Here is a 12,589-nt window from a genome sequence, read left to right on the forward strand (position 1 = left end):
GCCGCAGGCCGAGCGCTTCGGCCACCCGGTGCGCGACGGCCGGGCCGCGCTCGCCCATCACCGAAAGCGTGCCCACCGCGCCGCCCAGCTGCAGTTGCAGCGCCTGCAGCCCGGCCGCGCGCACCCGCTGCCGGCAGCGCAGCAGCGGCGCGATCCACGCCACCAGCTTGAAATCGAAGCTGACCACCTGCGCCGGCTGCATCAGCGTGCGCGCCAGCACCGGCACGCCGCGGTGCTGCCGTGCCAGCGCGAGCAGCGCGGCAGCGAGCGCGCCCAGGTCGCGGTCGACCAGCGCGAGTGCGCGGCGGGTGGTGAGCGCGAGGCCGGTGTCGATCACGTCCTGGCTGGTGCTGCCCCAGTGCACGTAGCCGGCCGCATCGGCATCGAACAGGCCGACCGCCTGCGTCAGCGCCTTGACCAGCGGAATGGCCAGGCTGCCGGCCCGGCCGCTCGCGTCGATGAGGGCGCCCAGGTCGTACAGCTCGGCCTTGCAGACACCGGCGATCGCCTGGGCGGCGGCGGCCGGCACCAGGCCTTCGGCGGCCTGCGCGCGCGCGAGCGCCGCCTCGAAATCGAGCATCGCCTGCAGCACCGAGGCCGGCGAGAACACCGCCGACATCTCGGGCGTCGACAGGAAGCCTTCGAAAACCGATTGCCCCGTCGACATCACCGCGCTCCGGTCAGGCGGCGGCCGCCTGCGCCTTTTGGGCCTTCCGCTGCATCTTGCGATCGCTCAGCCGCTGCAGGCAGGTCAGCGAGGCCAGGTGGGCGTAGATCAGCGGCAGCATGCCGTTGCGGTACAGCTCGAGCACCTGGGCATCGGGCAACGCGCGCAGCTTGTCTTCATCGACCACGAGGAAGCCGTCGACCGAGAAGGTCTCGCCGTCGTCCAGCGTGCCTTCGGCGCGCATGCTCTTCAGCAGGTCGAGCTCGCGCAGGCGTTCGCAGAACAGCGGGGTGCGCTGCGCTTCCTGGTCGTACAGCTCGAGCAGCTTCATCACGTTGTTAAGGGTCTCGGTCGGCTCGCCGGCGGCGGTGAGCAGCGGCGTGCCCTGCGGCCCGTCGACGAGGCCCGGGTAGCCTTCATCGATGACCACCGAGAGTTCGTCGCCGGTGCCGTCGGCACGCGGGAAGCGCGTGAGCCCGAGCGGGTAGCAGCGCAGCGCGGCCGGGATGTAGCGGCCGACCCACTGCGTGCCCTCGACGAACAGGTTCTCGCCCACCGTCAACCCGAGCAGCACGGCCGGGTTGAGCTGCGGGCTGCCGTCTGCGGTGGTGCCGCTGTTGACGAACAGGATCGGGTAGTCCTTGCCGGCCTCGACGAACTCGCCGAAGGTGCAGAACAGCGCGTTCATGCCGGCGGCTCCCGACACGTCCAGCGGCAGCACGTGCTTGCCGGCATGGCGCGTGCGGTCGAGCAGCGCGGGCTTCTTGTAGAGGGCAGTGATCATTGAACTTCAGCTCCAGGGGGCAAGGCGGTGGCCATCACCTTGTCGACACGCTTGCCGTCCAGGTCGACCACCTCGAAACGCCAGCCTTCCCAGTCCACCGTGTCGGCGGTCTTGGGCAGCCGGCCCAACAACAACATGATCATGCCGGCCAGCGTGTTGTAGCGGCCGCGGTCTTCCTCGGGCAACTCCTTCAGCGACAGCCGGTCCTTCAGCTCGGGCACCGGGATCAGGCCGTCGAACAGCCAGCTCTGGTCGTTGCGCTGCACCGCCCAGGCTTCGCCGTCGGCCGGCGTCGTGAACTCGCCGGTGATCGCCTCCAGCACGTCGCGCACGGTGATGACGCCCTGCACCTCGCCGTACTCGTCGACCACGAAGACAAGCTGGGCCGACGACGCGCGGAACTGCTCGAGCAGCTCCATGCCCGACAGCGTCTCCGGCACGAACACCGGCGCCTGCAGGCCCTCGGTCAGCGCGAGCGGGCGGCCCTGCAGCATCTGCTGCAGCAGCGTCTGCGCCGAGATCACGCCGACCACGTCGCTCAGGCTGCCGCGGCACACCGGGTAGCGCGAGTGCTCCTGGTCGCCCATCACCTTCAGCACGTCGTCGAGGCCGGCCGACGCGTCGAGCCAGGTGATTTCGGTGCGGGGGATCATCATCGAGCCGACCTGCCGGTCGTCGAGGCGGAACACGTTGCGCACCATCTGGTGCTCCTGCGCCTCGATCACGCCGGCGTCCAGGCCTTCCTCGAGGCTGGCGGCGATCTCCTCTTCGGTCACCGAACGGTTCGGCCCGCCGCGGATGCCCAGCAGGCGCAGCGTGCCCTCGGTGCAGAACGACAGCAGCTTGACGAACGGGCGCGCCGCCATCGACAGCCATTCCATCGGCTGCGCGACCAGGCGGGCCACGTTCTCGGGATACATCTGCCCGAGCCGCTTGGGCACCAGCTCGCCGAAGATGATCGTGAGGAAGGTGATGCACATCACCACGAGGGCGGTGGCGGTGATGCCGGAGGCCTTCTCGTGGATGTTGAATGTCAGATGGATCCAGGCGGCCAGCGGCTCGGAGAAGGCGGCCTCGCCGACGATGCCGTTGAGCACGCCGATCGAGGTGATGCCGATCTGCACGGTGGACAGGAACTTGGTGGGGTTCTCGTGCAGGTCCATCGCGGCGCGGGCGCCTTCGTCGCCGGTTTCCACCATGACCTGCAGGCGCGCCTTGCGACTGGCGGTGAGCGCCATTTCAGACATGGCGAACAGACCGTTGAGGATGATCAGGAAGGCGAGGAGCGCTATGTCCATGGAAGCACGCTGCCGGGGCCCGGCCCGGAACGCGCAAAACGACGAAGGCCGCAAGGGTAGCAGATGGCGCCGGCGGGGCCGTGACGGGGTGGGCGGGCAGAATCCCGGCGATGAACTACCTGATCGGTGACCTGCAGGGCTGCTGCGACCCGCTGGAGCGCCTGCTCGAGAAGATCGGCTTCTCTGCCTCGCGCGACCACGCGTACCTGCTGGGCGACCTGGTGAACCGGGGCCCGGCCTCGCTGCGCACGCTGCGGCGGCTGCAGCAGCTGGGGTCGTCGGCCACCTGCCTGCTGGGCAACCACGACCTGCACCTGCTGGCGGTGGCGCACGGGGTGCGCAAGCCGGGGCGGCGCGACACGCTGGGCGAGATCCTGGACGCGCCGGACCGCGGCGCGCTGATCGACTGGCTGCGCCGCCAGCGGATGGCGGTGCACGCGCATGGCTGGCTGATGGTGCATGCCGGCGTGGTGCCGCAGTGGGACCTGGCGACGACGCTGGCGCTGGCCGGCGAGGTGGAGCAGCGGCTGCGCAGCGACGACCTGGCGGGTTTCCTGCAGGTGATGTACGGCAACGAGCCGGCGCGCTGGGACGCGGCGCTGCAGGGCGCCGACCGGCTGCGCTTCGCGGTGAACGTGCTGACGCGGATCCGCTTCGTGGCCGCCGACGGCACGCTGGACATGGCAAGCACCGAGGCGGCGGACGCCGCGCCGCCGGGGCTGTTCGCGTGGTTCGATGCACCGCAGCGCCGCACGGCGGGGGTGCCGATCGCGTTCGGGCACTGGTCGACGCTCGGGCTGACGATCCGGCCGGACCTGATGGCGCTGGACACCGGGTGCGTGTGGGGCGGGCGGCTCACGGCGGTGCGGCTCGCGGCCACGCCGGAGGTGGTGCAGGTGGACTGCGAGCAGGCGCAGCAGCCCGGCTGACCGGAACGCCGGGACTACAATCGCGGCCTTCTTCAGGAAGCGTGGCCGAGCGGTTTAAGGCACTGGTCTTGAAAACCAGCGACGGGCAACTGTCCGTGGGTTCGAATCCCACCGCTTCCGCCAACAACACCATCGGGAAGGCTGACGAGCACGGAGGCAAGTCCCGCGGCCGCACAGGCATGCGACCATGCCGACGCACCCGCCCTTCGCTTCACGGCGGCAGCCAGGGGCAACGTAGCGGCATGAAGTGGAAGAACAGGAACCTCCGGGAACTCGCACACATCATCTGCGGTGACGCTACCCCGTCGGAGGTCAGCTACTTCCGATACCGGTCGAGCATGTTCATCACGGAGTTCTTCGAGGACTGCGACCTGGACTTCATCCATGACGGGTCCACGCGCTGGGCCTGGGTGGCTGCCCGCCTGGAGGAGGTACTAGCTCTGCCCCACTCAGGCCCAGCTGTTCCGCCCGATGCTTTCATACGGATCATTCGCGCGGTGCTCGACAAGGGCGAAGCTCAGAAGGCTGACCCGGATCGCAGCAAGGCACTTGCTGCCTTGAACGTGGTCCTCGCCCGGGAAGGCTGGGAAGCGTTCTACGACGAGAGTGGTGTCGGTCAACTTCGGCACTTGCCTACCAAGAGCGTGGTCCAACTGGCGAACCCCCATCGCCCCATGACGCCGGCAGAGCTGGAGCGCCGGGAGCAACTCACGGCGTACCTGAACAAGTGCTCCGAGGACGAGCTCATCGAGGAGTTGCTGCTGCCCCTGTTCCGCCAGTTGGGCTTCCACCGCATCACGGCAGCGGGCCACAAGGACAAGGCCCTGGAGTACGGCAAAGACGTATGGATGAAGTACACCCTGCCAACACTTCACGTCCTCTACTTCGGGATACAGGCCAAGAAGGGGAAGCTCGACTCGGCGGGCGTTGGCAAGGACGGCTCAGCCAACGTAGCCGAGATTCATAACCAAGTGAGCATGATGCTCGGGCACGAGATTTTCGACCCCGAACTCAATCGTCGTGTCCTCGTGGACCACGCCTTCATCGTCGCCGGTGGCGAGATTACGAAGCAGGCGCGCAATTGGCTCGGCAACAAGCTCGATGCGACCAAGCGCTCCCAGGTCATGTTCATGGACAGGGACGACATCCTGAACCTGTTCATCGTCACGAATCTACCGCTACCCAAAGGCGCGTTGCCGCCGTCGTCGAATCCATTCGATGACCTAGACGACGAAATCCCGTTCTAGGCCTCAGCATCAGGCCCCACGGGGATCATGTGCGACACCGCGAAAAGAACGACCCCGAGAGTGGGGCCGTTCGAGAGTGGGATGTTGCCTACTTGGTCGGCTCGACGGTTTCGCCCAGACGCCGGTACACGCTTTCGGTAGTCTCCTGCTGAGTGTGGCCGAGCAGCTTGCTGGCGTGTTCGACAGGCAGTTCACTGGCCGTCTTCGGACGGATGTCGCGGAACTGGAACGCGCGGATGCGTGAGGCCAGGTCTTTGTCATCAGCCTCCGTTGCCGCCTTGACAGCAGTCGCCCGAGCATCGTCAAACCGCGTGCGCAAGGTCCACTGGTTGAGCGGCCGAGCCGACAAAGTGGTAATCATGAACATGCTGGCCACCTTCCCCTCGCGGTTCTTGATGCGGTCGATGAGCTGGCCGAACTCGGTGCGGGCGCTCCCCTCATTGAGCAAGATGCGCAGCTTCTTGTTGGTCTTGCCCTGCTTGACCGAGAGCGCGCCGTTGCGAACAGCCCTTGTCGCCGCAGAGCGCGTCAGTGATCGAGCGTTGAGCCGAGCGCAAAAAAGCCCGGACGCGAATGCCCGGGCAAGAGAGAGGAAACAACTACCACTAACGAAGATGCGAAGGTCGCCAAAAGCAATTCAATGACCTCCACTCTCGTATAGCGCGCCAGGACCCCCATGCCGCTACGCGCAGCAATCGAGAAAAACCGCCAGCTCACGGGGTGTTCTTTCAACGAGGCGGAGTCAACGAGCATCGACAGGTCAGACAGGCAGGATTCCTCTTGAGCTTCCACCGAGGAACCACCTAGCCGGTCCGACTAGTCGAAATAGACTGATCGCATACAACCCCAAGGAGGTCCGCGTGACAGAACCGGCATCGGAACAGCTCCCGCTAGAGGAGCAAGAGGGATCGCTCAAAAACCTGAATCGCTTCATGCGACTACTCAGAGACCACGACGAGCGCGCCCTGGTGCTATCGCTCGCCACGTTCCTGGAGGACACGCTGGGCCGCCTATTGCTTGCCTACTTCCGAGATTGCAAGGCCACCCGGGAACTCGTAGAAGGCTTCAATGCACCACTTGGCACCTTGGGTGCCCGCATCAAGGCCGTCTATGCCTTCGGCCTCGCAACAGAGGAGCAGTTCAGAGACATGGAGATTCTGCGGAAGGTGCGCAACCAGTTCGCGCACAACTGGGAAGGGGTCTCCCTGGAGAGGAATGACATCGCGGCAATGATCGGCCAGTTGTCGGGCTACACATTCGACCGGCAGTCAATCCCTGGAGGCCCGAAGGACCGTCTCCGCGAGACCATGACGAGTTGCTGTGTCGAGCTGCACCTATTCTTCACTCGTATTGAAGAGGGGAAGGCCGTCAAAGCTCCCGATGTCAGCTTTCGGCTAGCGACCACGCCGCCTAAGCCGACCTACGGTCCTCGGTACGTTCGATGACGTCTGCGCACAGGAGAGCATGACAATGACCGAGTCAAACAGGCCCGAGGGAACCCCGCTTGTGATGGCGGTTAGCGCGCCCCTCAAGCTCATAGCGAAGGACGGCCGGGACAGCTGGAAACCCACGCTGCAAGACATCAACCGTTCGACGTACGACTATCTGAAGCTCAATCGCGCGAGCGGCTTCATCGACGGGAACGTGGCTCCGTACATGATGCTCGTGGGCTTCGATGGGACCTTGGCCATGCCAGCCCTTCCAGAGTTCTCACAGGCGGATGTCGCGCTCAGAATTTTCAACCGGGTCTTCCTGGAGATGCTGCTGGGCGGTGTCTACACGGAAGGCGCGGCACCCTCTGACATTTGCTCCGGGTGGCTGTTCAAGACTGGCTACATACGCCTGCTGAGTCGCGGCAGCCGGAACACGGCATTGCATTCCGCGCTACGCGACCGGAGCGCCAGCGTAACCGACAACATTGTGCTGCTTGATCGCGTGCCAATCACCATCGCCGCCCTAGAGAAGGCCATTCAGCGCGGCCGCTCCATTCTCTCGACGTGCGAGCCCCTTAGCCCTGAGATTGCGCTGGCCGGCACCACCCACTATGTCGCAGGCGCGCTCGCCGAATCGCTGACCTGCCTTTGGACGTCTATTGAACAGGTAGTGAGCAGGATATGGCGGCTTGAGGTGGAGGCCAAGGTCCAGGCGGATGCGATCCCAAATCGCAGTGGATTCCTTAAGGACTATCGCGTCTGGACCACGTCCGCACGAATCGAACTTCTCTTTCAGAAGGGCCTCATCGAGGCCGAGACCTACCGGCTGCTCAACCAGGCGCGCAAGGCGCGCAATGAATTCATCCACAGCGGCGCCCAGCCCGACCTGACGGAGGCAACCGCGGCCCTGAGYGCGCTGTTCCAACTCCTGTCGTCGTGCTCTAGCGACTACAAGAACACCCACCTACTGGACGAAACGTGCGGACAGATCATTGCCCGATGCATTAGGACGCCCCGCAAGGACGAAAGGCTCGAACCGAGCTATTGGAGGGACATCGCACGACTGCCCGGTGAGCCACAGTTCAAAGGGAAGTACAAGCCATTCGACTTGAAGCTGAAACCCATCACGTCATTCGACCCAGCATATGCCAAGAAGGCTGCGCGTGCGAAGGCGAAAGTCGACGACCCCAGCAACGGGACAGTGTGATGCCAAGCGCCAGGATGAGCCGTGGCCGGGCAAAAACCGCCTCCGCTAGCTTCCAATGAAAGTACAGCCAATCAGTTCGAGTTGGGAGAGAGTGAGTGGCATCGCAGAGTCAGGTGAATTTGATCGTTGGCAAGTGCTGATGAAACAGGACTCAGGCCGACCTGTCGGTTGCCGTTGCCATCTCGGTGGGCGGCACGGCCAGAGCCACGGTCCAGTGCCCGCCGGGCTCCTGACGCAAATCGAGCAGATCGTAGGTTTTCAGCATGTTGACCAGCCCCGCATGCCCATAGGTTTGGGGTGAGAAGGATGGGTCAGCGCGCCGCAAGTACGAGCCGAGGGTCGCCACGTGGACGCGTCCGTCGGGCGAATCTGCCGCCAGGAGTTTGACGGCGGTGACAATCGACTTCGGCCGCTGCTTGGGCTTTGGCGCCACGGCCGATTTGGTCGCTTGAGGTGCCGCCTGCGAGGCATCTGCCGGCTCAGGCGGCATCCACTGGAAGAACTGGTCGCTGGCGTTGCGCAGCGCTTCCGGCGTTTTCGTCTCGCCGATCACGTGCACTGTGGCGCCACGCTCGCGCAGCTTGCGGCAGAGACCGGCAAAGTCAGAATCGCTGGTGACCAGGCAGAAGGTGCTGGCCCGCTGGTCAAAGAGTGCCTCGATGGCGTCCATCGCCAACGCAATGTCGGAGGTGTTCTTGCCGGGGGCATAGGCGTACTGCAGGCAGGGGGTGAAGGCTTGCTGAACGAGAACGGTCTGCCACTTGTTGGCCAAGGCGGCGTGGCTGCCAAAACCCCGCCTCAGCACTACGCGCCCGAACTGGGCCGCCACCCGCAGCGCGTAGTCGAGGATGTCCGGGTCTGCGTTCTCGCAGTCGACCAGTACTGCGACTTTGGCGTCAATTTCCACTGAAGTCGATTGCATGCTGCCTCCCCCGCCGAATTGTTGTCCAGCCTTCGCAAGACGACCTGCCAGCGGTCGTGCGGCTCAAAGGCCACGGCGTTGGCGCTCATGTTAGCCAAGGGAAAGAAGCAGATATGCGATGCCACTGAAAATATGGCGGAACAATGCAATGAATCGCCTGGGCGGCAACCATGACGGCGTACCGTGTGAGCAGTATTCAAACGTCGGATGAAACCAGATGGCCTCGCCAGGGACTTTGCGGGAAAGGCTCCCCTTGTCGAACTCAGAACGCTCCTATGCATGGCAATGCTTCGCCTGCGACGCATCCAATCCACCGCGCGCCGATCTCTGCGCAGCCTGCGGCTTCCCCGCTCGCGCCACGGGAAAGCAGATCGGTGCAGCACGCGCCTCCAAAGCAACAGCGGCCAGACCGGGGATCGTTCCAGCGGACCGCAGCGCCATCGATTCCCTCATCGCGGCCCTGTCGCCGCTGCCGATGTGGCGCAAGGTCCTCGTCGTCCTCGGCGGATCGCTGTGCGTCGGCGGCGCCTTCTGGCTCAAGGTCACGATGTCGCTCGCCGGGGTGGCATGGGGCCTCGGCGCGCTGGCGCTGGGCATGCTCGTCGCAGGGCTGTCGCAGGTCAGCCGTAGCACCACACCGTCATCGAGTGCACCCGATTCCGTCGGCCCGTGACGCCGATACGCCTCACGCCAGGCTGATGCTCCCATCCTCGTCATCCGCCCGCAGCCACCCGATCGCCAGCGCGATCAGCACGCCGCCGATCACCATCGCGATCCAGCGCCAGTGCCGGTTCGACTCCACCAGCTCACCGTCGCGCGCAATGTGCACGCACTGGCGCAGCAAGCGCGTCGCCTGCACCTGGATCGCATCGCCATCCTTCAGCCGCTGGTACGCCGCATACCCGACCGAGCAACTCGCCACCTGCCCGCCCACCAGGTGCAGCGTGTAGCTGGTGTCGCCGGAGCGGTTGTCGCGGCGCGCCGACTCACCATCGTTGACGTGGCTCGTGTGCTGGTCGACCCGCAGGGTTTCATCGCGCAGCGGCAGTGCGGTGTCGCTCAGCAGCACGACACCACCGATGAAGAACAGGCAACGCAGCAGCAGCTTGAACACAAGGCCTCACTTCGAAGGGTCGATCGGCTCGACCAGGTGCGCCCGGTTCGCGGGCGCGGCATACGGCTCGGGCCAGAACTCCACCAGCCGCGTGATGAGCCCGTCTTCCACCGTGAAGAAACTGAGCGCGCGCGCCGACTGCACGCCATCGGTGACCGACACGTCCGACACCGCCTCGCCCTGCCCGCCCACCAGCCGGTTGATCGCGAAGCGCCACGGCCCGTGGGCGGCGTACTCGGTGTTCATCTGCGCGAAGTTCTGCGCGCCGCGGATGCGCTCGTTCGACTGCGGCCACTCCAGCACGAAGCCAGGCGCCAGCACCTGCGCCACGGCAAAGAAATCGTTCGTCGCCATCAGGCGCCAGAACGCCTGGACGGTGTCGACGGCAGCGGGATTCGGCATGCCGGCATTGTCACGCCGAACCGCGCTTCGCCGCCGGCTCGGCCGGCCGCACCCAGCGCGCCAGCGTCGCGAACATCTCCTCGACCTTGATCGGCTTGGCAATGTGGTCGTTCATCCCCGCAGCCAGCACCTTCTCGCGATCCCCGACCATCGCATTCGCCGTCATCGCGATGACCGGCAGGTCCTGCAGCCGCGGCTGCCGGCGCAGCGCCCGGGTCGCCGCGAACCCGTCCAGCACCGGCATCTGGCAATCCATCAGCACGCCATCGAACGGCTCGCCCTCCAGCATGTCGAGCGCCTCCTGGCCGTCGTTGGCGACGCTCACGACCAGGCCGGCGCGCCGCAGCACGTCCAGCGCCAGCTCCTGGTTGATCGGGTTGTCCTCCACCAGCAGGATGCGCGCGCCGCTCAGGCCGGCCCGGTGCCGGGCCAGGTCTTCCTCGCGCTGCACCAGGCGCGTTGGATGGTGTACCGCCAGGCCGAGCGCCTTGCTGCAGGCATCCAGCAGCGTCGACGGCGTGACCGGCTTGGTGAGCAGCGCACTGACCGCGAGCGCCTGCTCGACCAGCCGCTGCTGCGCGTCGGCACGGCTGAAGGCCGTCAGCATCAGCACCATCGGCAGCGGGTGGCGCCGCCCGGCAGACCGTGACAGCAGGCGGGCGCACTCCATGCCGTCCATGCCGGGCATCTTCCAGTCGAGCAGCAACAGGTCGTAGGGCGCGTCGCCCGCGTCGGCCAGCTCCAGCCGGCGCAGCGCGTCCCGGCCGTCGCTGGCGGTATCGGCCGTCAATCCGAGCGCGCTGACCATCGCGGCGACCACGTCGCGCGCACTGGCGTTGTCGTCCACCACCAGGGCACGGCTGCCACGCAGGCCGTCCCGGCGCAACGCCGGCGGCTGGGCGGGCGCGCCCTTCTGCAGGTCGTAGTGCACGCTGAAGTGGAAGCGGCTGCCACGGCCCGGTTCGCTGTCGACGGCCAGCTCGCCGCCCATCAGCCGCACCAGGTTGCGGCTGATCGCGAGCCCCAGGCCCGTGCCGCCATGGCGCCGGCTGGTCGAGGCGTCCGCCTGCGTGAACGCCTCGAACAGGCGCTGCTGATGCTCGCGGTCGATGCCGACGCCGGTGTCGCGCACCTCGAAACGCAGCTGCACCGAGACCTCGTCCCGCTCGATCACGCCGATGGCCAGGACCACCTCGCCACGCTCGGTGAACTTGATGGCGTTGTTGCCCAGGTTCAGCAGCACCTGCCCCAGGCGCGACGGATCGCCCATCACCGCCGGCAGTTGCGGCGGCACCGCGAACACCAGTTCCAGGCCCTTCTCGTCCGCCTTCATCCCCAGCAGGTTGCTCACGTTGTCCATCACGTCGCCGAGGCTGAACGCGATCGTCTCCATCTCGAGCTTGCCGGCCTCGATCTTCGAGAAGTCGAGGATGTCGTTGATGATGCCCAGCAGCGACTCCGCCGAGCCGTGCACCTTCTGGATGTAGTTGTGCTGCTGCGGGTTCAGCCCGCTCTGCAGCGCCAGGTACGACATGCCGAGGATCGCGTTCATCGGCGTGCGGATCTCGTGGCTCATGTTGGCCAGGAACTCGCTCTTGGCCGAGCTGGCCGCCTCCGCCTCGCGGCGCGCCTGGCGGTCGGTCTCGGCCTGCCGGCGCTCGGTGAGGTCGACGATGAAGGCCACGCCCTGGTGCACCGAGTCGCTCAGCAGCGCCCCGCCGATCAGCACCGGCACCAGGCTCCCGTCCTTGCGGATGTAGTGCTTCTCGTAGGGCTGGCAGCGGCCGGTGTCGCGCAGCTGCTGGATGGCCTTCTGGTCGGCATCGGCCTGCTGCGGCGGCGTGAGCCGGGCCCAGTTCACCAGGCCGGCGTGCAGGTCGTCGCGGGCGTAGCCGATGATCTCCAGGAAGGCATCGTTCGCCTCCGTGATCGCACCCGTGGTGTCCCAGAAGAACACGCCGATCATGCTGGACTCGACCACCCGGCGCACGCGCGCCTCGCTGGCGCGCAGCGCCTCCTGCGTCTCGATCTGCTCCCGGGCGCGCTGCTCGATGCACTCGCCCATCGCGTTGATGCTGCGCTGCAAGGCGCCGATCTCGTCGGCCGCCCCGCCGTGATCGATGCGCGCCGAGACATCGMCCTGCTCGATCCGCCGCACGCAGTCCAGCGTCGCACCGATGCGGCGCAACAGCCAGCGCCCGAACAGGCCGGCCGCGATCGCGTTCAGGCACAAGGCGGCGAAGGCGATGACCCCGATCGCGCCCATGAACCCGGCCCCGCCCGCCGCGCCGAGAAAGAACACGGCAGCACCCAGCACCGCAGCGGTCATCACGAGGATGGCCGCCAGCGAGATCAGGTTGAGTCGCGTGGCGATCTTCATCGCTCAGCCTCGCGCATTCGCCTTCTCCTGGTTCTCCGTTCGAGCGGAGAGACGTCCCCTGCTGGCGAGAATGATGTGCCGATGCATCGGCTTGTCAATGCCGGACTCGACCTTCTCGTTTACCCTGGAAACGGCCTGCCGGAGGTTCAAGACCCGCGGCCGAAGGCGCAAGATCCCAGTCGCCCAGCGGTGTGCGTTGAGGAGAC

The 12,589-nt window shown here is 66.2% G+C and carries 14 protein-coding genes and 1 tRNA gene; 6 read left to right on the forward strand and 9 right to left on the reverse strand.

Translation table 11 applies throughout. The annotated features are described in order from the left end of the window. The 3 genes from AC1D1T_RS07720 to AC1D1T_RS07730 all read right to left on the reverse strand — a co-directional run. Window positions 1-667: lyase family protein (locus AC1D1T_RS07720; RefSeq protein ID WP_477991716.1), on the reverse strand; the 667-nt coding region annotated here is incomplete at its 3' end. Between the two features lie 13 nt (window positions 668-680). After that, entirely contained in the window at window positions 681-1,451 is a 771-nt protein-coding gene (locus tag AC1D1T_RS07725) for a SapC family protein (protein ID WP_477828666.1), read from the reverse strand. Beyond that, window positions 1,448-2,749, reverse strand: a complete 1,302-nt coding sequence (locus AC1D1T_RS07730) for a hemolysin family protein (protein WP_465111102.1) — start codon at window positions 2,747-2,749, stop codon at window positions 1,448-1,450. The genes AC1D1T_RS07725 and AC1D1T_RS07730 overlap by 4 nt, the downstream gene beginning before the upstream one ends. A gap of 110 nt (window positions 2,750-2,859) precedes the next feature. On the opposite strand from AC1D1T_RS07730, the gene AC1D1T_RS07735 reads away from it, so the two are divergent. From AC1D1T_RS07735 to AC1D1T_RS07745, 3 genes are all read left to right on the forward strand, one after another. After that, window positions 2,860-3,678 carry a symmetrical bis(5'-nucleosyl)-tetraphosphatase gene (locus AC1D1T_RS07735; RefSeq protein ID WP_477825767.1) on the forward strand — a complete coding sequence of 273 codons (819 nt, stop codon included), beginning with the start codon at window positions 2,860-2,862 and terminating at the stop codon, window positions 3,676-3,678. Between the two features lie 35 nt (window positions 3,679-3,713). Beyond that, window positions 3,714-3,801: transfer RNA gene (locus AC1D1T_RS07740), tRNA-Ser, on the forward strand. 119 nt (window positions 3,802-3,920) lie between these two features. Further along, window positions 3,921-4,925, forward strand: coding sequence for a hypothetical protein (locus tag AC1D1T_RS07745; RefSeq protein WP_477825768.1), 1,005 nt, complete (start codon window positions 3,921-3,923; stop codon window positions 4,923-4,925). Window positions 4,926-5,013: 88 nt separating this feature from the next. On the opposite strand, the gene AC1D1T_RS07750 is transcribed toward AC1D1T_RS07745, so the two are convergent. Both AC1D1T_RS07750 and AC1D1T_RS07755 read right to left on the reverse strand, forming a co-directional pair. Then, complete coding sequence (locus tag AC1D1T_RS07750) at window positions 5,014-5,373, reverse strand: site-specific integrase (RefSeq protein ID WP_477825769.1); 360 nt, start codon at window positions 5,371-5,373, stop codon at window positions 5,014-5,016. Between the two features lie 80 nt (window positions 5,374-5,453). After that, entirely contained in the window at window positions 5,454-5,717 is a 264-nt protein-coding gene (locus AC1D1T_RS07755) for a hypothetical protein (protein WP_477825770.1), read from the reverse strand. Between the two features lie 68 nt (window positions 5,718-5,785). On the opposite strand from AC1D1T_RS07755, the gene AC1D1T_RS07760 reads away from it, so the two are divergent. Together AC1D1T_RS07760 and AC1D1T_RS07765 are read left to right on the forward strand one after the other, a co-directional pair. Next, window positions 5,786-6,370, forward strand: a complete 585-nt coding sequence (locus tag AC1D1T_RS07760) for an MltR family transcriptional regulator (protein WP_477991717.1) — start codon at window positions 5,786-5,788, stop codon at window positions 6,368-6,370. Window positions 6,371-6,395: 25 nt separating this feature from the next. Continuing rightward, window positions 6,396-7,565, forward strand: coding sequence for a hypothetical protein (locus tag AC1D1T_RS07765; protein ID WP_477825772.1), 1,170 nt, complete (start codon window positions 6,396-6,398; stop codon window positions 7,563-7,565). 151 nt (window positions 7,566-7,716) lie between these two features. Here AC1D1T_RS07765 and AC1D1T_RS07770 read toward each other — a convergent pair whose 3' ends face one another. Beyond that, the gene (locus AC1D1T_RS07770; protein WP_477825773.1) at window positions 7,717-8,487 is read right to left on the reverse strand and encodes an NYN domain-containing protein; all 771 of its coding nucleotides are present in this window, start codon (window positions 8,485-8,487) and stop codon (window positions 7,717-7,719) included. A 253-nt stretch (window positions 8,488-8,740) separates the two neighbouring features. Between AC1D1T_RS07770 and AC1D1T_RS07775 the strand changes: the two genes are divergently transcribed. Next, on the forward strand, window positions 8,741-9,160 hold the full coding sequence (locus AC1D1T_RS07775) for a hypothetical protein (RefSeq protein ID WP_477825774.1): 420 nt from the start codon (window positions 8,741-8,743) through the stop codon (window positions 9,158-9,160). 12 nt (window positions 9,161-9,172) lie between these two features. Here AC1D1T_RS07775 and AC1D1T_RS07780 read toward each other — a convergent pair whose 3' ends face one another. The 3 genes from AC1D1T_RS07780 to AC1D1T_RS07790 are packed head-to-tail and all read right to left on the reverse strand — an operon-like array spanning window position 9,173 to window position 12,383. Then, on the reverse strand, window positions 9,173-9,601 hold the full coding sequence (locus AC1D1T_RS07780; RefSeq protein ID WP_477991718.1) for a hypothetical protein: 429 nt from the start codon (window positions 9,599-9,601) through the stop codon (window positions 9,173-9,175). Window positions 9,602-9,607: 6 nt separating this feature from the next. Beyond that, window positions 9,608-10,003, reverse strand: a complete 396-nt coding sequence (locus AC1D1T_RS07785) for a nuclear transport factor 2 family protein (protein WP_477991719.1) — start codon at window positions 10,001-10,003, stop codon at window positions 9,608-9,610. A 10-nt stretch (window positions 10,004-10,013) separates the two neighbouring features. Beyond that, window positions 10,014-12,383 carry a hybrid sensor histidine kinase/response regulator gene (locus tag AC1D1T_RS07790; RefSeq protein WP_477991720.1) on the reverse strand — a complete coding sequence of 790 codons (2,370 nt, stop codon included), beginning with the start codon at window positions 12,381-12,383 and terminating at the stop codon, window positions 10,014-10,016. Window positions 12,384-12,589 lie beyond the last annotated feature (206 nt).

This window comes from Rhizobacter sp. P2_H3 (assembly GCF_056403355.1).